Origin of the sequence: Deinococcus pimensis DSM 21231, from assembly GCF_000519345.1 — a bacterium.
In the GTDB taxonomy this organism is placed as follows: Bacteria; Deinococcota; Deinococci; order Deinococcales; family Deinococcaceae; genus Deinococcus_A; species Deinococcus_A pimensis.
Map to the genome: position 1 here is coordinate 122,632 of NZ_KI912675.1, position 19,970 is coordinate 142,601.

General features: G+C 67.4%; 18 protein-coding genes. 10 read left to right on the plus strand and 8 right to left on the minus strand.

Annotation, left to right across the window (positions count from 1 at the left end; genetic code table 11):
• The coding region (locus DEIPI_RS0124405) for a tyrosine-type recombinase/integrase (protein WP_027483511.1) at positions 1 to 414 on the plus strand (414 nt) is incomplete at its 5' end.
• Positions 415 to 454: 40 nt separating this feature from the next.
• On the opposite strand, the gene DEIPI_RS0124410 is transcribed toward DEIPI_RS0124405, so the two are convergent.
• From DEIPI_RS0124410 to DEIPI_RS0124425, 3 genes are all read right to left on the minus strand, one after another.
• The gene (locus tag DEIPI_RS0124410; RefSeq protein WP_027483512.1) at positions 455 to 637 is read right to left on the minus strand and encodes a hypothetical protein; all 183 of its coding nucleotides are present in this window, start codon (positions 635 to 637) and stop codon (positions 455 to 457) included.
• Between the two features lie 358 nt (positions 638 to 995).
• Positions 996 to 1,874, minus strand: coding sequence for a hypothetical protein (locus DEIPI_RS0124420; RefSeq protein WP_157464003.1), 879 nt, complete (start codon positions 1,872 to 1,874; stop codon positions 996 to 998).
• A gap of 71 nt (positions 1,875 to 1,945) precedes the next feature.
• A complete protein-coding gene (locus tag DEIPI_RS0124425; RefSeq protein ID WP_027483514.1) occupies positions 1,946 to 4,339 on the minus strand; it encodes a beta strand repeat-containing protein in 2,394 nt (797 codons plus the stop codon).
• Between the two features lie 936 nt (positions 4,340 to 5,275).
• Between DEIPI_RS0124425 and DEIPI_RS34350 the strand changes: the two genes are divergently transcribed.
• The 4 genes from DEIPI_RS34350 to DEIPI_RS34355 are packed head-to-tail and all read left to right on the plus strand — an operon-like array spanning position 5,276 to position 8,617.
• Positions 5,276 to 5,662, plus strand: a complete 387-nt coding sequence (locus tag DEIPI_RS34350) for a c-type cytochrome (RefSeq protein WP_052351990.1) — start codon at positions 5,276 to 5,278, stop codon at positions 5,660 to 5,662.
• A gap of 23 nt (positions 5,663 to 5,685) precedes the next feature.
• Positions 5,686 to 7,269 (plus strand): pyrroloquinoline quinone-dependent dehydrogenase, encoded by a 1,584-nt coding sequence (locus DEIPI_RS0124435; protein ID WP_045235106.1) that lies wholly within the window; start codon positions 5,686 to 5,688, stop codon positions 7,267 to 7,269.
• A 7-nt stretch (positions 7,270 to 7,276) separates the two neighbouring features.
• Positions 7,277 to 8,002: a hypothetical protein gene (locus DEIPI_RS0124440; protein ID WP_027483516.1), complete on the plus strand. Its 726-nt coding sequence runs from the start codon at positions 7,277 to 7,279 to the stop codon at positions 8,000 to 8,002.
• 51 nt (positions 8,003 to 8,053) lie between these two features.
• A complete protein-coding gene (locus DEIPI_RS34355; protein WP_052351991.1) occupies positions 8,054 to 8,617 on the plus strand; it encodes a TetR/AcrR family transcriptional regulator in 564 nt (187 codons plus the stop codon).
• Between the two features lie 447 nt (positions 8,618 to 9,064).
• Here DEIPI_RS34355 and DEIPI_RS41080 read toward each other — a convergent pair whose 3' ends face one another.
• Entirely contained in the window at positions 9,065 to 9,268 is a 204-nt protein-coding gene (locus DEIPI_RS41080; protein WP_211238356.1) for a hypothetical protein, read from the minus strand.
• Positions 9,269 to 9,373: 105 nt separating this feature from the next.
• Positions 9,374 to 9,817 (minus strand): ester cyclase, encoded by a 444-nt coding sequence (locus tag DEIPI_RS36145; protein WP_052351992.1) that lies wholly within the window; start codon positions 9,815 to 9,817, stop codon positions 9,374 to 9,376.
• 1,297 nt (positions 9,818 to 11,114) lie between these two features.
• Here DEIPI_RS36145 and DEIPI_RS41695 point away from each other — a divergent pair.
• The 4 genes from DEIPI_RS41695 (at position 11,115) to DEIPI_RS0124475 (ending at position 15,657) form a co-directional block, all read left to right on the plus strand.
• Positions 11,115 to 13,454 (plus strand): ATP-binding protein, encoded by a 2,340-nt coding sequence (locus DEIPI_RS41695; RefSeq protein ID WP_245588640.1) that lies wholly within the window; start codon positions 11,115 to 11,117, stop codon positions 13,452 to 13,454.
• 263 nt (positions 13,455 to 13,717) lie between these two features.
• Entirely contained in the window at positions 13,718 to 14,095 is a 378-nt protein-coding gene (locus DEIPI_RS0124465) for a hypothetical protein (RefSeq protein ID WP_027483519.1), read from the plus strand.
• Between the two features lie 474 nt (positions 14,096 to 14,569).
• On the plus strand, positions 14,570 to 15,199 hold the full coding sequence (locus DEIPI_RS0124470; protein WP_027483520.1) for a DJ-1/PfpI family protein: 630 nt from the start codon (positions 14,570 to 14,572) through the stop codon (positions 15,197 to 15,199).
• Positions 15,196 to 15,657, plus strand: coding sequence for a GNAT family N-acetyltransferase (locus DEIPI_RS0124475; protein WP_027483521.1), 462 nt, complete (start codon positions 15,196 to 15,198; stop codon positions 15,655 to 15,657). Before DEIPI_RS0124470 ends, DEIPI_RS0124475 begins: the two co-directional genes overlap by 4 nt.
• A 176-nt stretch (positions 15,658 to 15,833) precedes the next feature.
• Here the strand turns inward: DEIPI_RS0124475 and DEIPI_RS0124480 are convergent, their stop codons facing one another.
• Together DEIPI_RS0124480 and DEIPI_RS0124485 are read right to left on the minus strand one after the other, a co-directional pair.
• Positions 15,834 to 16,979: an acyltransferase family protein gene (locus DEIPI_RS0124480; protein ID WP_027483522.1), complete on the minus strand. Its 1,146-nt coding sequence runs from the start codon at positions 16,977 to 16,979 to the stop codon at positions 15,834 to 15,836.
• Entirely contained in the window at positions 16,976 to 17,818 is an 843-nt protein-coding gene (locus tag DEIPI_RS0124485) for a CPBP family intramembrane glutamic endopeptidase (protein ID WP_027483523.1), read from the minus strand. Before DEIPI_RS0124485 ends, DEIPI_RS0124480 begins: the two co-directional genes overlap by 4 nt.
• An 80-nt stretch (positions 17,819 to 17,898) precedes the next feature.
• Between DEIPI_RS0124485 and DEIPI_RS36160 the strand changes: the two genes are divergently transcribed.
• Positions 17,899 to 18,576 carry a hypothetical protein gene (locus DEIPI_RS36160; protein WP_157464005.1) on the plus strand — a complete coding sequence of 226 codons (678 nt, stop codon included), beginning with the start codon at positions 17,899 to 17,901 and terminating at the stop codon, positions 18,574 to 18,576.
• Positions 18,577 to 18,701: 125 nt separating this feature from the next.
• Here DEIPI_RS36160 and DEIPI_RS0124495 read toward each other — a convergent pair whose 3' ends face one another.
• On the minus strand, positions 18,702 to 19,799 hold the full coding sequence (locus DEIPI_RS0124495) for a hypothetical protein (RefSeq protein ID WP_157464006.1): 1,098 nt from the start codon (positions 19,797 to 19,799) through the stop codon (positions 18,702 to 18,704).
• Positions 19,800 to 19,970: the final 171 nt, after the last annotated feature.

Below are 19,970 nucleotides of genomic sequence, written 5' to 3' on the forward strand. Positions count from 1 at the left end.
CACGCGGGCCTGCGGCTCGCGGAGGCGCTCGCGCTGCGGCCACGCGACCTGCAGCGTGGCGTCGCCGTCGTGCACGGCAAGGGCGGCAAGATCCGACGCGTCCCCCTCAGCCGCCGACTCCAGGAGACGTTGGAGACGCTGCCCCCTCAGGTCGACCGCCCCGGCTTCCTCTTGCCATTCAAGGACTACTGGCAAGCTGCGCGCCCCTTGAAACTGCGCTTCAAGCAGGCTGGGCACGGCCGTGAGTGGCGCGGCTTCCACGGCGCCCGCAAGGCCGCCGGGACCCGGCTGTACACCCGCGTGGGCGACTTCACCAGGGTCGGGCTGTTCCTCGGGCACGCCAGCGTCGACACCACCCGGCGTTACGTCAGGGTCGAGGCGCACGACGTCGCCAGCCACGTCCTCGACTTCTGAACGTGCTCGGTCCTATAGCCGTGACGCACGGCGCGGAGCGTCACGCCCGCGTGCCGCAGCCGAGCACGTCGAGCTGGCCGGCAAGGACCCTCAGCACCTCGTCGGGCGCGCCCTCGAAGCGCAGCAGCCCCCAGTCCGGCTCGCCTTGCGCGAACAGCCCGAGGGCCGCCACGTCGCCGTCCACGCTGAACATCACACTGATCGCGTGGCCGTCGCGCGTCATGGAGTCGGCGCACTCATCCCAGCTGGTGCGGCACATCGACTGCTCGCCTCCGGTGCTCTTCGCCGAGGTCCAGCAGGAGGTCGGACATCACGTACCGGTTCGGGGTCCGGTTCATTCGTTCGCTCCTCATGCCCGAAGTGTGCGGGCGACCGCGGCAGCTCAGGTCAAAATTTTTGTGCGCTCGACCATGGTCACGAAGAGTGACGTCGCGACGCCGCGAAGGACCGGCGAGCGGATCGGGGAGGTACGCGCTGGTGTGTCCGATCGTCAGCAAGCCGCGCTGGGTTCGCCTCTACTGGAAGCTCAAGCGATCCTCGTCCACAACCTGTTGAGCCGTCGCCCTGTCGTCGCGCGAGCTTCAGCCTCGCGGCGGTTCGAGCCGCGCCTCCACCGTCCGCGTGACCTCCTCGTACCCACCCAGCGCGTCCACCGCACGACTGACCGCGCTGCCCTGCGTCGTCAGGAAGTACGTGAACGCCCAACCCGACGCCAGCAGGTGGTTATGCAGCGCCCGCACGAACCCAACCATCACCCGCGACCGCCGCCATTCGGGCGGGGTGTACATTCCCGTGACGCTCACGCCCGTCGCAGTGGCTGCCGTGGTGACCGCCATGGCGCGCGGTTCGTCCTCCACCACCCAGACGTGCACCTCACCTTGGCGCAGGTGCCCGTCCAGCATTCGCGCCGCCGCGTCACGCGTCACGCCTGCCCGCAGGTTGCCCCGGGCGAAGTCCAACATCCACCCCACGAGCACCTCACGTTCCTCTTCGCGAGCCTCTCGACGACGTCCCGTCGGATCCTGCGTCAGGAAGGGCGTGCGCCGCGCGAACACCTGCGTGACCTGACCTTCCGTCCAGCCGACCGCGGCGGCGCTCCCGAACGCCTCCACGACCTCACGCGGTCCCTGCACGGCCTGCGGTGGCTCGCTCGGCGTGAAGTCCCGTCCCATTCGCCTCGCCGCTTCCGTGGGCATCTCGGACAGCAGCAGAAACCCATGCGTCAGCAGCGCCGCGCCCACGACCACCCCCGCATCCTCGACGAGCACACCCCGCGTGCCCGGAGGGACCACGGCCGGTGACCGCCCCGCCACCTCGGGCGCGAGCAGGTCCGCCCGCGCAGGACGCGCGTAATTGAGGGCGCTCGCGAGCATCGCCGCATGCGCCGCCTCACGCCGCGTCAGGAACGGCAAAGCGGAATCGAGCCACGCGTCCAGTGAGGCGGAAGTGACGGTACGCACACCCCACCCTACACGAGCGCAGCGCGGGAGTGGAGAAGCGTGACGCTTCCCCACTCCCGCACAGGTGGGCCTCAGTTGGCCTTGTAGGTGTTGTCCGAAAGCGTCACGACCGCCTTGCTCGCGTCCGCACCGTCGCCGTCCACGACCTTCACGTCCGCCTCGTCCGCGACGCCTGTCACCGCGTTGCCCGTGAACGTCAGCGCGGAATCGAGAGGCGCCGCACGCTCGTCCAGATTGGCCGTCAGGGACAGCGCGTCCGTAACGGCGCCCACGCTGAAGGTGTTGCCCGAGTAGGTCGTGGCGCCACGGTTCGCCGTGAGCGCCACGCGTCCCGAGCTCGTGAAGGTGTTGCCGCTCGCCGTCAGCGCCGCGTAATCCGAGGTGACGCCGAGCGAGGTCGATCCCGCGTCCGCGGCGTGGCTGTTCACGGTCAGCTTGTTGTTCTCCAGCACGGTGTTCGCCGCGGCACGCCCGAAGTCGAAGGTCCGGCTCGACGAGCCGAACGACAGGTTGATCGTCGCGGCGTCCTCGGGGGTGGAGACGTTCACGTTGTTGCCCTTGAAGGACACGCTCGTGGGGGACGAGACGTTCATTCCGAACGAGGTGTTCGACGTCGCGCTCGTCACGTTGACGGTGTTGCCGTCCACGGTGAGGTCGCCGATGTCGAGGAACAGGGCGACGGCGCTGCTCGTGTCGACGGTGTTGGCGGTGAACGTCATGACCTTGCCGGGCAGCATCGGCCCTGAGCTGGAGACGCTGAGGGTGCCGGAGCCCGTCGGTCCGACGCTGCGCAGCCTGTTTCCGGTGACGGTGACGTCGCCGCTCGCGGTCTGCAAGGCGACGGTGCCGTCACCGGAAATCAAGGTGTTGTCCTGCACGGCGAGCGCCCCCGAGAAGGTGAGGGCGACGACTTCACCGCGGTAGTTGTGGTCGACGGACCCGCCCGTGTTCTTGACGTCGTCCGGGCCGTCTCCGGCGGTGATTTCATGGTTACCGGTCATCGTGACGGCCCCGGTGGACGTGGACGCGCCCTGTGGGGTGGACATGGCCGACATGGACAGGCTCGACGTCGGTCCCATCGGCTGGCCCTTGTAGAACGGCAGGCTGAAGATGGAGACGTCGTCGTCGGCGTGAATGCGGAGGTTGTCCTGCACGTCGACGTCGCCGCGCCCGGTGATGATGATGGTGGGCGTCGACTGACCGTTGATGTTGGCGTCGTCGAACGCTTCGACGGTGCTGCCGCGCACCGTGACGGTGCCGCCCTCGAAGGGGGTGACGGTGTCGATGCCGCCGATGAGCACGTCCCCGTTGGTCGCGCGGACCGTGCTCGCGTCGACCGTGACGGGGGCGGTGGTGCTGTCGCCGATGAGCAAGCTGTCCCGTGCGACCAGGGTGCTGTTCGCGACGGTGGTGCCTTCACCCTGCCCGGACATCAGGCGGATGTTGTTCGCGGTGATGGTCGTGCCCAGGACGTCGATCGTGCGGACGGAGTCGCTGGTTGTCACGCCGTTGTAGCTGCCGACGCTGACGCTCGCGAGGTTGATGTGAGTGTCGGTGAGGTGGAAGTCGGCGGTCTGCGCGCGGTCGATGAACGATCCGGCGCCTTCGGTCTTGGCGTTGAACTCGACGCGGTTGAAGTTGACGGTGCCGTTGCGTTCGATGGTGGTGGTCTGCGCTCGGATGGAGCCTGCCGTCGTGGCGTTCGTGGTGGTCGGGAGGGTGCCGGTGGCGGTGATGTCGAGGGCCGGGCCGGTGGTGGCGAGTGCGCGCTGCGTGCTGATCGTGGGCGCACTGAGGGGCGGCATGGGCAGGAGGATGATGCTCGGAGCGGGGGTCGTGGTGGTGTGCGCGACGACGAAGCTGTCCCCCTTGAACGCGACCGTATCGACCGTGACGTCGTGACCTTCGCGCACGATGAAGGTCACGTCGCCCTCGATGAGGGTGCCGTCGGTGCCGTAGAGGCTGTGGTTGGTGACGAGGAGGGGCGCGTCGCCCGCGGTGAGGGTGACGGCGGGGAGCAGCACGGCGGCGCCGGTGGGGAGGGCGTCGAGTTCCGCCTGGAGTGCGGTGGTGGTGGTGATGTCGGCGGTGAGGGCTTTGCCGACGAAGAGGGATTGCGTGAGCTGGTAGGTCTTGCCTTCGATGATGACGGAGACGGACTGCGGACCGGAGAGGGTGGTGGGGACGGTGAGGGTGACGCTGGTGGTGGTGCGGGCGCTGATGGCCGCGTTGATGCCGCCGATGGTGACGGTGAGGGTCTGGGGGAGGTCGGCGCCGGTGATGGTGACCGTGCTGCCGGGCAGTGCGGCGGTGCTGGTGAGGCCGGTGATCGTGGGGGTGGTGGTGGGGGTGACGATGGGGGTGGGGTCGCTGGGGGGCGGGGTGGGCGTGCTGGTGCCGCACGCGACGAGCAGGGAGGCGCTGAGGAGGGCGGTGAGGGTGTTGTTGCGGGTGCGGGTGGGCATGGGTGAGGTCCTTTGTGCAGCGGGAATGGTCGGGGAGCGGCGCGACGGGAGGACGCGTCGGCGGGAGGGTGGTTGGCCTGGGGAAGGGCGACTCTTGAGCTTCTTCATCTTACTTGTGCCCTACTTACACTGTCATCACGCGCTTCTCATCAAATCGAGACGTTGAGCTTCGAGCGGGGCCACGGCGTCCCGTGAAGCTGAGCGCCGACCGGACAGCGAGACCAGCACTGGCCCTGGGCGACCAGAGTTGACTCCAGGCGCCGTGAGCGCGAACGGAGCACGGGGCAGTCGGGGGATGACCTGCCAGTGTTGTTGAAAACCCATGGGTGTTCGCGAGTAGGCGTCGACAGACAAGACCCTTCCTGAGGTAATGCGCCTCCCGACGCTCTGGTGCGAGGTGTCCAGTGAGGGTCATAGACCTTCGACGGGAGTGTCCGGGAAACAGGTGACCGACCCTTGATTCACACGTTTTCGGCCCTGTCCCTGACGTCAGGCTGGGGTATACCCCAGATCCACAACAGGTCTACGGAGACTGATTACCTTATGTCGCAGACATGCCTTCTCACACATCAAGCAGTGACTTCCGCACGGCACCCCAGCTCGACCGATTACTCCTGATACGAAGAACGGAGCCACAAACTGCACTTTCCTCGTTCAAGACCGTGAGATCTCATGTCCGAACAACGCTCCGGCCCTCTGCAAGCGAAGGACGGTCATCGCGTGGCCGGAAGGTCCCCGGTTCGAGGACATCAGCTTGTCTTCACCAAGTAGCCCATTCACAGTTGAACAGACCGACTGTTAAGTACAGTACAGTCACAAGGAAAACCCGCGCGTCCTTGCCGCGAAGCCGCCTGTCCGGCTGCGGTGGCGACTTCACGCGACACCCTACCCACGTCTGGTGACGCGGCACCAGGCCCTCATCCCTGGAGGTCCATCATGCCGATGGGACGATCCTTCGCGCTCCTGACACCGCTCCTGCTCGTGTCAGGCGCCCTCGCCGCCGGGCCGCCCTTCACCGCCGCCCAGGCCAAAGCCGGGCAGGCCACCTACAAGGCCAACTGCCAGAGCTGCCACGGCGCCAAACTCCAAGGCGGCGCCGGACCGGCGCTCATGGGGTCACACTTCGATCAGCGCTGGATGGGCAAGAAACTCGACGACCTCTACTACATCACCCACTCCCTGATGCCCCTCAACGCCCCCGGCAGCCTCAGCACCACCCAGTACCTCGACACCCTCGCCTACATCCTCCAGAGCAACAAGTTCAAACCCGGCAGCAAACCCCTCACCGCCACCGCCGTCAAGACCGCCCTCATCAAGAGATAACGTCGAACGTCAGGAGCGCCGCAATGCAACACCTCACGAAGCTGTTCGCGTTGAGCCTGAGCCTCCTCTCCCTCGCCGCCGCGCAGGGCATGGGCCCCACTCAAGGGGAACTGAACGCCGCCGACACCGACACCAACAGCTGGCTGATGATGAACAAGGGCTACAGCGGCCAGCGCTACGTCGCCCTCAGCCAGATCAACACCCGCAACGTCGGCGGCCTGCAACGCCTGTGCACCTTCGACACCAAGGACATCGGCTCCTTCCAGGCCACCCCACAGGTGTACCAGGGCGTCATGTACGTCATGAAGGGCTACCGCACCTACGCCATCAACGCCCGCAACTGCAACCTCATCTGGCAGCACGAGTACAAACCCACCGGTCAGACCGTCCTCGAAACCAGCCGCGGCGCCGCCCTGTACAACGGCATGCTGATCCGCGGCACCGGCGACGCCCACCTCTTCGCGCTCAACATGCGCACCGGCAAGCTCATGTGGGACACCAAGGTCGCCGACAGCGCCTACGGGTACTTCACCAGCAGCGCCCCCATCGTCTGGAACGGCATGGTCTACATGGGCGAAGCCGGCGCCGACTGGGGCATCAAGGCGCGCATGCACGCCTTCGACGCCAGCACCGGCAAACTCCGCTGGACCTTCGACATGGTCCCCACCGGACAGCAGTACGGCGCGAACACCTGGCAGCGCGCCGCGTCCACCACCACCGGCGGCGGCAGCATGTGGACCAGCTACACCCTCAACCCACGCAACGGCCGCCTCTACATCTCCGTCGGCAACCCAGCGCCGGACTTCGCCGCGCAGTACCGTCCCGGCGCGAACCTCTTCACCAACTCCGTCGTGGTCCTCAACGCCCGCACCGGCAGGCTCGACCACTACTACCAGCAGCGTCCGAACGACGACAAGGACCTCGACACCAGCCCCGCACCCACCCTCTACGCCGTGAATGGCGTTCCACACATGGCCGTCGCGAACAAGGAAGGCAACATCTACACGTACAACGAGGCCACCCTCAAACCCGTGTACAAGGTCGCGACGGTCAAACAGGTCAACATGGATACCCCCCCGACTCCCGAAGGCGTGCGGATCTGCCCGAACTACTCCGCCGGCTCGCAGTGGTACGGTACTACCTACCACCCGATGATGAACGCGCTCGTCCTGCCCTCCACCGACTGGTGCGGCACCGTCAAGCTCGGCGAGGTCCGCTACGTCCAGGCGCAACTGTTCTTCGGCGGGAACATGCAGCTCGACCCGGAAAACACGGCGATCGGACAGGTCAGCGCGTTCGACGCCGCCACCGGCCGTCGCCTGTGGCGCTACCAGGTGCCCGGCACCCGCGTCATCGCGGGCGTCACCAACACCGCCGGGAACCTCGTGATGAGCGGCGACCTCAAGGGCCGCTTCTTCATCCTCGACGCCCGCAACGGCAGGCAGCTCTTCCGCTACAACATCGACGGCGCACCCATCGGCGGCGGCGCCAGCACGTACCTCAGTGGTGGGAAGCAGTACATCGCCGTCGCGGCCGGGAACACGTCTCGTGCGGGCACCGGACCGAAACCCACCACGGCCCGCATCGTCATCTTCGGACTCCGGTGAGTCGGCCATGCTTGCCCTGACGGGGCGCCGCGCGCTCCTGATCGCGCTCGCAAGTACCCTGCTCGGCACCGCGTCGACGAGTCGAGGTGTGCAGGCCGTCCTGAGCGACGCGCAGATCCGTCAGGCGATGGAGGCTGGGCGCGCCATGGTGAGCCCGCAGAATGGGTACCTGTACCCGCCCTACGTCCTGAAGGAGTACACCAGCGGCCTGCGGATCGACCCGAACACCCCCATCGTCGATGCCGTGACCGTCGGCACACCCTTCGAACGCGTGCGGTACGACAGTTACCTCGTGGCGTACCAACGCAAACCCGTCCAGTTCGCGACCGCGCAGCAGGTGGCCCGCGCGAACGCGAATCGCCTGACCTTCGTGCTGTACACCCACAGTCCGTACTCGGTGGAGCAGGAACTCGAAGCGTGGCAGCAGGCCTACGTCCAGCACGCGCCCGGCGAGGCCAAAGTGCAGCGGACGTACCTCGACGACTTCAAACCCGCGACGCTCACCGTGAACGGTCAGACGTTCACGTCACGTGTCCGCATCAACGGACCCTTCCAGGACGCGTTCTCCATCAAGGGCAAACCGGAGTTCCGCTACCTGGGCGTCATCTTCCACGAGTTCGACCTCACGCCGCTCGTCCGTGCTGGGCAGCTCACGGGCATGGCGGACCTGCGCTTCAAGGACGCGACCGGGCGTACCTACGCCGAACGCGTGGACCTGGCCCGCTACCGCTGAACCGAGGGAGCGGCATGGGAATGCCGCTCCTCTCACGCAGGGGGAGGAACCGTGAAGCGACGCGAACGTGGCCTCGCGACTCACACCACCTTGATCGACGCTGCGGCGCGCGTTGTTCACCGGGACGGCGTGCGAGGGTTCACCCTGGACGCCGTTGCGCACGAGGCCGGGGTCACCAAGGGAGGGCTGCTCTACCATTTCGAGAGCAAACAGGCGCTGGTCGAGAGCATGCTCACCGACGCCCTGACGAGGTTCGAACAGCGTGTTCTCGAACTTGCCCAGCCCGGTCCAGGCGGCTTCGTGCGGGCATTTGTCTACGCGACGATGGAGGCCGCCGAGTCACCTCACGCCGGCCGCACCGCGGCGGCGCTGCGGGTAGTGATGGCGGATGCACCGGACCTGCTGGCGTCGTACACACGTCGCTCGGTCGAGTGGCAGGCGCGGCTGGAGCAGGACGGGGTGCCTCCCGTCAGTGCCACGGTCGCGCGTCTGGCGGCCGACGGGTTGTTCTTCGCGACGATTTTCGGCAGTGGCGGCGCGTTCGCACATCAGCATGACGCGTTGACTGCGGCGCTGGACCTGCTCGTCCAACCTCAGGTTCCAAACCTGTCTTAGCACGACACTGGCAGAACTCCGGTCGGCGGTTACTTACACCTCCTTAGCAAACTCTTCGTGGACGTCCGCGCTTGCCGTGCGTATCCCGTTGAGGTATATCTGCACCACCTGTGCTGCGCCAGGCACGCCTGGGCTACCGACCGAACGCAGTTCCGCAGAAAGCACCCCGAACGGACAGCCTTCACGTGCGGCGGCGTCCATGTCTTACAGCGGCCATACAAAGTACCCCTCGAATCACGCGCTTGGCGCGCGACCCGCGAGGTGGTCGAGCAGGACACGTAGCTCGCGTTCGCACGCGTCGAGCACGGTGAGGACAAGGTCGTCGCGGATGCGGAAGTAGGAGCAGGCGGGCCATCGAGGTCTAACGGTCCGTCTCGGGATCGTACGCGTCGTTCTGATCGAAGGTATGCTGCGGCCCTTCTCCACCCAGCACGGACAGCCGTCCATTCAGAGTGGCACCCGCGACGCCGCGGACACTTTCGATCTGAGCGCGAGCTCCTGCACAAAGGCAGCACGAAGTTCATTTTTTGCGGAAATGGCGGCTTCATTGACACTGACGAGAACACGGCAGACTTCGCCAAAGGCGATATCACGCCGTGCAATACAGCTAGAGCCATCCACGTCTGCAACTGAAGCGCTGAATAGCGCCATTCCACCCCTTCTCACAAATGAAGGAACGCCGTGCAGGAGGGCGTTCCTTCGTTGATATATCCCCGAGCGTCCCGGCCGTTTCGACCGGCACATCAAATCCGCCAGTTACTTCACTGACGCTGGCGTTCCCAGCAGGCCGAGTTGATTCATGATCGTCGCGAGGTCAAGGTAATGCACCACCTCCCTCGCGCCCTGCGGTCCCATCACCGCCCAGAACACGGCCTTCGAGCTGATCCGCCGTCCCGTCGCAGGGATCGTCCCGCCCGGCGTGTCGAGCGGTCCGTCGTGCGTGGCGTCCCACGTGATCTCCTCCACAACGGTATCACCGTCCATCACGACCCGCTCGATGGTGCCGTGCAGGTCCGGAAAGGCGCGCCGCCAGCCTTCGCACAACTTCAGGTACGCGTCCGCGCTCTGGGCCTGGCTGCCCGTTGCGGGTTCCGTGTACGTGAGATTCGGATCGAGGTACTGCCGGAACCGGTCGAGATCACCGGCGTTGAAGGCGTCCATCATGTCCTGCAGGGCCTGTGGTGCTTGCGTCGACGTCATGTGGACCTCCGTGCATGCCGCTCTCGCGGCAGGAATGGCAGGCTGACGGCCATGAACCTGCGGGAGGGACTTGTGTTAAGAGGGGCCTTTCCAGCGTAAGGCGCGCGTTGAGGGCAGAGGACAGCGGCGTGTTTATCGCCTCTTGCCACAACGCTCACGCGTCACGGCAAGAGGCAGGATCACCAAATCAGGTCTTTCCGAACGCCGCCTGTCAGCACGAGAACGGACGGCAGGGGCGCCACTCATCAACAGATGTCGCACCCAATCCCACCCCGGCGTTCCACCTCCCCTACCACCCCAAAATCAACAATCCAAACTCACTCCATCCCGCGACCTCCCAGAAACGCCCACCAGGTGGGCGTTTCTTCTATCCACTCTCCCCGCTTGGCACAGCCCGTCCCCCCGTTTCCCAGGTCTACTGCACACCTACTGCACACGCTCAAAGGAGCAGGGGGCGCCGTGACAGCGGGGAATACCTCGTACTTTTGAGCCACCCCAGCAGCGGTACCAGGCCGTCCATTGCTGCCCGCTGGCCCGAAGTATGGCTGAGTCGTCAGGTTCTGTTGAGCTGTGTGGCCCACAACGCCGTTCCAGTTCAGCCGAACAACTGCCGCGCATTGTGTGGATCTGAAGTCTCAGATCTTTGTGGAGGGTTGTGAAAAAAGAGGATTAGCCACCTCAGATCCACAAGAAATCGGTCCTTAGCAGATACGAGTTTAGGGTATACCCTAGATGCACGTAACGCACGCCACAGGGGAACGTGGCAGCTTCCTCAGCCTCCCCACCCGCCAGGCGCGACAACCGCACCACGCTCAGCTCACGTCCTGCGTCACGCGATCCCGCTTGTGCAACACTGCCACGTCCCGGGCCGACGTGGTCCCGAACATCTGCCCCTACCCTCAATGAACTGCGACGAGCTCACGCACCCCACCGCGCGGCTCGCGGTCGTCACGTCAAGCCCGCACTCAGCATCAGGGCAAGGCACCGGGTTCCATGACCGGCGCGCCAATACGACGCCAGGGCCGAGGTGGGCATCGTATTGGTGCGCGTCTACCGGGCAACGCGCCCGGATCGGGCGTGCGCGCGACCGCCGACACCGCAACTCAAGGGGAGCGTCCTGAAGTCCACAGACTCGTCCTTCGTGGTTTTCTCGATGACTTCCCGGACGTTGCCTGTTCGAGTCCCCACGAAGGCTCGTGGCAGCTCCTGAGCGTCCTCAACTGTCGTCCATTCCAGCTCCGTTGTGATCCCTCCGTCCCACCGGGCGTCCTGTCGGTGTGCGCGCCTACACTGACGTATGGACAGTGGGACGGCGACCTCGCTTCCGGCGGCCCTCACCCCCCTGCTTGGTCGCGATCAGGACCTGCGACACCTCACCCGCCTCCTGCATGAAGGCGCACGGCTCGTCACGCTCCGAGGCCCAGGTGGCATCGGCAAGACCGCCCTCGCCCTCGAAGTGGCGCGCGCACTGCACCCCGAACTCAAGGGCGGCGCTCACCTCATCGAACTCGCCGCCCTCCACGACCCGGCAGGAGTCCTGCCTGCCTTGGCCGCCGCCCTCGCCCTTCCTCTTCAAGGCCGCGCTCCCCGCGACGTGATCATCACCGCGCTGAACGCCACGCCGATCCTGTTGCTCCTCGACAACTTCGAGCAGGTCCGCGCCGCGGCTCTCGACGTGCACGCACTCCTGACGGCGTTGCCGGACCTGCGGGTGCTCGTCACCAGCCGTGTCACCCTCGGTCTGCACGACGAGCAGGAGTACCCGCTCGGCCCACTCGACCTGCCGCGCGCCCACGCCGCTCTCACGGCCAGCCCCGCCGTGCAGCTGTTCCTCGACCGGGTCCGGCGCCACGACCCCACCTTCACCTTGACCGCCCAGGACGAGCAGAACGTGCTGCGAATCTGCCGGACCCTCGAAGGTATCCCCCTCGCGTTGGAACTCGCGGCCGCAGCGACCCGCACGCTTCCACTCGCCGACCTCACGTTGCGGCTCGACCGAGGGGTGAGCTCCCTGAAGGAAAACTACCTCGATCGACCGGACCGACTGCGGTCCCTGCGCGCCACGGTCGAGTGGAGTTTCGACCTGCTGCCCGACGATCTTCGCGCGCTGTTCACGTGCTGTGCCGTCTTCCACGGTGGCTTCACTACGGAAGCGTTGCAGACCGTGTGGGGCGAGGACGCAGGCGAGCTGCTGCGCGATCTGGAAGCGCAGAGTCTGCTGCAACGCGTACCCGGTCCCCAGGCACGTTGGCGGCTCCTCGAACCCTTGCGTGAACTCGCCGCCGACAAGCTCGACGCGCACGAGCACGCTCAGACGTGGCGGCAGCGGCACGCGTGGTACTACGCGCGGCTCTTCGGGCGTCTGGTGGGCCAGCCGCACGAGCAGGTCGAGCTGGCGCGGATCGAACGGGCGCAGGGGCACTTGGAGCGCGCCAACGTCACGACCGCACTTGACTGGGCCGCACGGCAGGAAGACGCGGACCTCGCCATGGCGTGTCTGTCGGCGATGGAGGTCTTCTTCGTCACGGAAGCCAGCAGTCAGGCGGACCTCCGGCGAGCCCGGCAGGTGCTCTCGCTCTCCGGCGCGCGCGACCACCCGCGGCGTCTTCGCGCCCTGCAAGTCACCTGGGAAGCCGTCATCAACACCCACGAACCACTCGGCCGCCACGTGGACCTGCTCCTCGAATGGGCGGAACTCGCGCGGGCCCGCAGGGACCCCGTTCACCTGCTGTGGACCACCCTGGGTCTCGCGCAGTACCACTACGACCGCGGGGAGGCGGAGCAGGGACGTGCGTACGCGCGGCAGGTGCTGAACGGCTTCGAAACGGCCGAGCGTGATGCGTCGCTGTCCGCCGAGACCGTGCGCGCCGTCGAGCTGATGCGGGGCGACGTCATGTTTAACCTCGCGCTCGCCTGCACCTGGCACGGCGAACTGCACGAGGCGCGAACCTACGCCCTCGAAGCGCTGGAGCGGCTCACCCGAGACGGCCTGTACCCTGTGCTCGGCCGCTGCTACGGGCTGCTGCTGCTGGCGAACATCGAACGGCAGCTCGGGCATTCCGCAGTCGCGTCGACCCTGCTGGTGGAGGTCATGACGCACTTGGAGCCGGGCCGTTTCCGCGCCCTGACGCCCGAAGCGGCGCTGCTGCTCGCCCAGCTCGCGCTCGACGCCGGGCATCCACGACACGCGGTGCGTTTCGCGGTGCTCGCGCAGACGCTCGACGCCGAGGTCGAGGTGCTGCTGGACAGGCAGCAGTCGGACCTCACGGCGCTGCTTGGCCAGGCCCGCGCGTCCATGACGCCCGTCCTGTTCGAAGAGGCCCGGAAGGACGGCCTGGAGTTGACTCTCGCGGAGGCGTGGCGGCGCTGGAAGGACGTGGAGCGTGACGTGGTGGCATCGCCGAAGCCACTCCGGAGAAGCGAGGGCGTGCTGACGGCTCGGGAGGAGGAGGTGCTGACACTGGTCGCGCAAGGTCACCCGGACCGCCGCATTGCGAAGCTGCTGGGAATCAGTTCCGCGACGGTCAGCAAGCATGTCGGGAGCCTCCTCGCGAAGCTGGAGTTGCGCAACCGGGTGGAGCTGACCCGCTGGGCCCTCGAACACCCTGCTGAGAACACGAGCCCCCCACAGTCCTGATACCGGCCGCCTGGGTACCCAGTCCTCGTGATGCGGGCCGCACCGCGAGGGAACTACCGTTGACGTGTCTCTCCGCACGGCGAGCAGGGACGTCGTAGGTACCTAGGTGTGCGTGTGACCGCCGCCGTTCACGGTGGGCACCACACCAGCCGGGTGTGCGGTGATCAGCGAAGCCCGTCTCGCTTGACGTGAACGGTCAGCCAGCATCCGTCGCTGGGTGACTCCTCACGTGGGCAGGTCAGGTCTGCCCGGAAGGAACCCTCATGAAGAGCTTCAAGCGTTCGATCTGTGGCGTGGCGATGGTGGGGATGACGCTTCTCGGCGCGGCTTCGCGGGCGCAGACGACGGCTCCGGACCGCACGGTCTTCAGCGGCCATCTTCCTGAACTGTCCGGCGTGGCCCTCTCGGGTAGCGAGTGCCGACGACGGATGGAGCGGCTCGAACGCCTCCTGCGGGAGGCCGGGTATACTCACCAGCGGACGTACGTCAACGAGGACCGGCTGCTGATGGCGAGTTGGTATGACAGCCGGACGAAGACGACGGTCATCGCGTACGCCGGGCAACTGGAAGCGGGAAATGCCTTTTCTGCGGCGGCGCTGCCTGGCGTCGTCTCATGGAAGGAGTTCATCGCCCTGCCCTGAACCGGAGGAACGGCGGGGGTTAAGGCGTGACTCGGACGTTGGCGTCCGCATCCCTGGAATCCCCTCCCTGGAGATGCTTCCAAGTTGACTGGCGGTGGAGGGTATACCCCAGATGCACGTGAACAAACGGGCGCACAGGACGACGCCCACATTTTGGCGCCTGCCTCAGGTCTCATACCCCCCACAACCTCACCCTTCCGGTGCATGGAGGCACTCACGGTGCCAACCTCGGGCTCTTTTTCGCTCGGCGAAACGACTCAGCCGCGAAGGTCCGTTCTTGATGACGTGGGCGCGCACGTCCGCCCAGACCAGCCGCTCGTGATCCCCGAAGACGGCGAGGAGAACCATCCAGCCATAGAACGCCGCCTCAGAAGGACAGGAGATGAAGATGGGGGGCGACGCGTCACGTGTTCGCACGTCAAGGTGACGCGCATGCCGTCCGCGCCGACGCACTCGCACGCTACGCTGCATGCCATGTCAGACGTTACGCCCTCGACACACCGTCCACGTGTCGACCTGCTCGTCTACCCCGGCTTCTCCGAGTTCGAAGTGACCGTAGCGCTTGCTCTGCTCGCCCGCACGCACGACGTCGTCACGCTCGGCCTCACCCCTGATCCCGTCCGCGGCGAAGGCGGCCTGCGCGTCGTTCCGGACGACCTCGTCTCCGACGCCCGGCCCGAGGACGTCGCTGCCGTGGTCATTCCCGGCGCGCTGGACATGAGCGTCGTCGCGGACGCACCCGCACTCATCGCGTTCGTCCGCGCGGTGCACGCGAGAGGCGGCGTGATCGGCGCGATCTGCGGCGGACCGTTCGTGCTGGGTCAGGCGGGCCTGCTGGACGGAGCGCCCTACACGGTCACCTTCAACGCTCAGCAGCGCGCCTTTCTCGGCGTGTTCCCCGAGGCGCACTTCGTGTACCGTGACGTCGTCCGAGCGGGGAACACGATCACCGCGCAGGGTCACGCGTTCGCGGAGTTTGGCGTGACACTCGCGCAGGCGCTCGGCGCCGTCCGTGACGTGGAGGGCGTGCGGACGTTCTACCGTGGTCTCGGCAACCCGGGCATGGACGCCGAGGCGGCCTCGGCGTCGGCGGTGTCGGAATGACCGCCGTGACGCTGCGCCCCGTCGCACGGGACAACTGGGAGGCGGTGATCGCGCTGCGTCTGCCGCCCGAGCAGCGCGGTTTCGTCGCGCCGAACCTGTACAGCGTGGCGGAAGCGCAGTTCCTCACCGACGCGGAAGCGCTCGCGATCCGCGTCGGCCCGGTCGTGGTGGGCTTCGCGCTCTACGCTTTCGACGAGGACGATCGGCAGTACTGGCTGTACCGGTTGATGATCGACGAAGCGCACCAGCGGCGCGGGTACGCCCGGGCGGCGCTGCGTGAGGTCGTCGCGCGGGTGCGGGCGAAGCCGGGCGTGACGCAGCTGGCGCTGGGCTACAAGCCGGAGAACTCTGCGGCGGAGGCGCTGTACCTCGGTGAGGGTTTCGAGCGGAGCGGAGAGGTCATCGGTGGGGAAGTGATCGCCCGGCTGCACTTCCCGCCGCAGGAGCCCTCGGCGTAGGGACTCGCTGATCAGTCCAACATCCGCGAGGCGTGGACGCTCTTGGGAGTCACGAGACGCGCAGGTCCGCGGGAGGAAACGGAAGCGCCGTGAGGCGCTGAAGCGTGTACGACCAAGCGTGCCAGGCGAATGTTGGGGCGAGCCGTCGCCCGAACGGACGGACACCCCATCACCCGTCACGCTCGCTGCACCCGCGTCGAAGGCACCTTGACTCGACGTTTAAGGCCGAACAGGACCCGCAGCGCGTCGACGCGCCCCACGATCAGGTACGTCCCCACGGACCCCAGGAACGTCACGGTCACGAGTATCAGGTACTTCACGCTGACGTTCAGGTGCAGGGGCACCACCACGAACGCCACGGCGACCAGCACCGTCTGATGCACCACGTACACCGGGAACGCCGCCTCGTTGGCGCGCGCGAGCCCCCTGCGGCGTAGGTTCAGGTGCGTGTGCGCGTACCCGAGCAGCGTCAGCACCGACGACCACGCGCACAACGTCCGCGTGAAGTGAAGCGCCACCTCCGTCAGGTTGCCGCGCTCGGTGCCGCCTTCCGTCATCCACGAGGCGGTCAGGACCGCGCAGCTCGCGACGGCGACCACGGCGAGCTTGTTCCGGTCCCGGTCGATCGCCGCCTGGTACGACGGTGTGCCGGCGAGCACGTACCCCAGGGCGAAGTACACGAGGTAACCCACGACGTTCTTCCCTCCGACGCCCGGCAGGGCGCCCGCGAGCGCGAGCGGCGCCGTCCACGAGAGCAGCGCCAGCGGCGACGTGAAGGCGCGCGCCATGCCGTCACGCCACGCCTGACGTTCGGGCGCCGACCACCAGCGGAAGAACGGCAGCGCCACGACGGCGTACACGAGCAGGAACAGCACGAACCACAGCTGCGCGGGCGTGAAGGTCCCGTGGTAGCCGCTGAGGTCCGAGAAGTCCGTGAAGTAGCGTCGCAGGAACGACAGGTACGGCTCGTACGTGGTCGTCGCGAGGTACGCCTGAGGTGGCACGAGGACCAGCACGCCGAACACGAACGGCACGCCCAGCCGAGCGAGACGCTCGCGCAGGTACGCCCGCGAGGATCGACCGCGCAGCGCGTACCACGATGCCATCCCGGAAATGACGAACAGCAGCTCCATGCTCCAGCGTCCGTACGTGCCGATCACGCCGTACGTCAGCAGCGCACTCCTGACGTCGTTCTGCACGTAGAAGGGCTCGCTGACGTCGAAGACCCGCGTGGCGTGGAAGAACAGCAGCCCGAAGATCGCGAGGACCCGCAGGACGTCCAGATCGGACCGACGGTCCGGCACCGCGTCGACGCCGCTCAACCCGGCACTCCGGCGGGGCGCACGCGTTCGGTGGGGCTGCGGCGCGAAGCCGTCCAGGTGCCCGGCACGACGACGACGAGCACCGCGACGAGCCCGTACAGCGCGAGCGTCACGAGCCCCTTCTCTCCCGCGACGAGGTTCACCGCCCAAACCTTGGAGGCGGGCAGGTCACGCAGGACGTGCCACGCGGCGTTGTGCGCGCCGTGCAGCAGCGCCACGGGCCACAAACTGAGGGTACGCATCCGGAGCTCGTTCGCGATGAACCCGAACGCGACGATCGTCAGGGCGAACAGCAGCAGGGACGCGTCCAGGGGCTCGCCCGCGTGGTACGACCCGGCCAGCATGACCGGCAGATGCCACGCCGCCCAGACGAGACCCAGGGTGAGGCCCGCCGTGACGCTTCCGAAGCGGGCGAGCCGCGGCAGGAGGTAGCCGCGCCAGCCGACTTCCTCCATGAGGGCGCTCACGGTCGCGGCGGGCACGAGCGCGAGGATCATCTTGAGGACGGTCGTCATGCCGCCTTCAGGCGGGTTCAGGCCGCTGACGCCCAGCGCGGGCAGCAGCAGGTACCCGGCGCTCACGACCACGAGAGGCAGCAGCAGCGCCACGAGCAGCGACGGGACGTGGCCTCGCCACTGACGGAAGCCGAGCGCGCGCCAGCCCTGCGCGCGCCGCCCGTCACGGGTGACGACGAGCAGCATCAGGAGCGTGGTCAGGGCCGGGGCGAGCATGTACAGCCCGGCGGGCCGTCCGGGCACGAGCAGGGCGAGGCTGCTCAGGAGGATGAGCAACGCGAGGAAGACGAGAACCTGCCGGGATTCGGGCATCTTGTGGAACATGAGTGACCTTTCGGGCGCGCCGGACACGTCCGGAGTCGCGGGGCGCGCGGCAGTTCATCGTGCCGCATACTCTGGGTGAAATGACACAGGCGTTCTTGGATTGGCCGGCGCGGGCCGTGATCACCGACGAGCGTGCCGGTGCGTGGCTCCTCGATCTGGACGCGCAACGTTTCCTCGCGCCGTTCGTGCGGCGCGAATGCACGGTCGCGCGGGCCGCGCGGGAACTTGGCGTGAACGCCAACAGCCTGCTGTACCGCGTGGAGCGTCTCATGGCGTTGGGATTGCTGCGGGTGGTGCGCGAAGAGCCACGCCGCGGCAAACCCGTGAAGGTGTACCGGGCCAGCGCGGACGAGTTCTTCGTGCCGTTCGACGCGACCGGCGCGGACGCGCTCGAGTCGCTGGTGCTGACCCTGTCCGCGCCGCTCACGCGGGCCCTGGCGCGCGCGAGCGTCCGGACGCTCGGGGAGCGCGGCGTGGACGTGGGTGTGCGGGTGTTCCGAGCGGACGACGCGCACGGTGGCCGCGTCCGCACGCACCTGGCGTACCCGGACGGCGCGCGGGTGGACACGCGCGGTGAGGACTGGCCACCCCTGATGGACGCCTGGCATGCGGGCCTGCGGCTGTCGCGCGCGCAGGGCAAGGCCTTTCAGCGTGAACTGGAGGACCTGCTGGAGAAGTACATGCGGCTCTCCACGACCGAACCGGGTGAGCTGACGCTCCTCGCGCACCTCGCGCTCACACCGGTCGAGCCCGCCTGAAGGACGGCGGGTCCTTCAGAGGTTCTGGGGAGCGGACCGGTTCAGCGCACGAGAGACGATGCAGCGGCGCGGGCGCGTTCCCCTTCCCTTCTGGACCCTGGGGTGTTCGTGGCCCGCCCGACCGATCAGGGACGCACCCGGACGGTTCGGATGATGGCGTCCAGCAGGGGCGCGTGCGGCGCGTCACTCTGCACCACCCACACGGCGTCCCCACGCAGGAAGAGGTACACGGGACGGCTCGATTCGCCGGACCGCGCCAGCAGCCGCCACGCGCGTCCGTCCGTGGTGTCCACCTCACCTTCGACCTCGACCTCGCCGGTCTCGAAGGGACGCAGCACGTCCGGGTGCAGCGTGAGGAGCGCCCGCACGTACGCCGCGTCGTCGTGGGGTCCGCTTCCTTCGCGCTGGACACGCCGGGCGTGCATCACCCTCGCCGCCTCAAGCGCGTTCAGTTCGAGCACGTCGAGCTCCCCGGGCTGTTCGCGCACCTCGTGTCCGCGTGGAAAGCGGAAGCTCAGCTGTCCCTCGTGCCTGCCCTTCAGGTCACGTTCGTCGGGGCGCGCCTGGTACGCCAGCAGGGGCGTGCGGGCCTTCACGCGCCAGTCGGGCAGCGTCCCGACGACCACGACGAGCTCGGCATCGACAATCAGGCGGTCCTGCGCGGGAACGGTGATCGTCGCGCCCGTCGCGGTGGTCTGCGTGACTCCAGGCGAGTTCAGCATGCTGGGCAGGAAGAAGTTCAGCGTGGCCGTGCCGTCCTTCGCCACGACGGCGGTGGCGTTCGTCACGCGCGGCCCCGTGTTGGCGGGACCGAACGCCACCTCGACACGCGCGCCCACCGGGAAGCCCGAGGCGCGCACCGTGACGGTCGTGTTGCCGAGCAGTCGTTCGTGTGGCAGGTACACGCGTGGGATGGCGGTGGTGGCGGCGCGCGAGACCTGCCAGGGACCGGTGCCGCGCCGGGTGACGGTGACAACCAGCGTGCGGTGGGGACGCACGAGTTTGTACTCGCGTTCCTGCGCGGTCCAGAGCGCTTCACGGAACGGCACCTTCCTGGCGTTCGTCATGGAGCGCATGTCCGCGCGGGCGGCGTCGGACAGGGCGGCGCAGTCGGGCGCGGCGGCGCAGCGAAGGACCTGTTCGGGTTCGATCTGCGGCGCGATCGCATGAACGGACCCACCGAGGGTGAGCAGCGACAGGATGAGGGGGTGACGGAGGTGCATGCGGGCCGAATTGTCCACGCGGCTCGTGACGCGAACCTGACGCCGACGGTCGGACGACACGCCGGGAGAGGGCGTGAACAGAACGGGCCGTTCGGCTCCCGTGGGCCAGATGACGGACGGCAGCCTGGCCCGGGTGCGGTACGCTTCTTCGTGCTGCTCACGTCGCCCGTC

Coding starts and splice junctions, on each gene's coding strand:
- DEIPI_RS0124475 (WP_027483521.1), top strand. CDS start 15,196: ATGACCGCCGTGACGCTGCGCCCCGTCGCACGGGACAACTGGGAGGCG.
- DEIPI_RS0124465 (WP_027483519.1), top strand. CDS start 13,718: ATGAAGAGCTTCAAGCGTTCGATCTGTGGCGTGGCGATGGTGGGGATG.
- DEIPI_RS0124440 (WP_027483516.1), top strand. CDS start 7,277: ATGCTTGCCCTGACGGGGCGCCGCGCGCTCCTGATCGCGCTCGCAAGT.
- DEIPI_RS0124495 (WP_157464006.1), bottom strand. CDS start 19,799: ATGCACCTCCGTCACCCCCTCATCCTGTCGCTGCTCACCCTCGGTGGG.
- DEIPI_RS0124410 (WP_027483512.1), bottom strand. CDS start 637: ATGACGCGCGACGGCCACGCGATCAGTGTGATGTTCAGCGTGGACGGC.
- DEIPI_RS0124485 (WP_027483523.1), bottom strand. CDS start 17,818: ATGTTCCACAAGATGCCCGAATCCCGGCAGGTTCTCGTCTTCCTCGCG.
- DEIPI_RS0124425 (WP_027483514.1), bottom strand. CDS start 4,339: ATGCCCACCCGCACCCGCAACAACACCCTCACCGCCCTCCTCAGCGCC.
- DEIPI_RS0124470 (WP_027483520.1), top strand. CDS start 14,570: ATGTCAGACGTTACGCCCTCGACACACCGTCCACGTGTCGACCTGCTC.
- DEIPI_RS41695 (WP_245588640.1), top strand. CDS start 11,115: ATGGACAGTGGGACGGCGACCTCGCTTCCGGCGGCCCTCACCCCCCTG.
- DEIPI_RS34350 (WP_052351990.1), top strand. CDS start 5,276: ATGCCGATGGGACGATCCTTCGCGCTCCTGACACCGCTCCTGCTCGTG.
- DEIPI_RS36160 (WP_157464005.1), top strand. CDS start 17,899: ATGACACAGGCGTTCTTGGATTGGCCGGCGCGGGCCGTGATCACCGAC.
- DEIPI_RS41080 (WP_211238356.1), bottom strand. CDS start 9,268: ATGGCGCTATTCAGCGCTTCAGTTGCAGACGTGGATGGCTCTAGCTGT.
- DEIPI_RS0124435 (WP_045235106.1), top strand. CDS start 5,686: ATGCAACACCTCACGAAGCTGTTCGCGTTGAGCCTGAGCCTCCTCTCC.
- DEIPI_RS36145 (WP_052351992.1), bottom strand. CDS start 9,817: ATGACGTCGACGCAAGCACCACAGGCCCTGCAGGACATGATGGACGCC.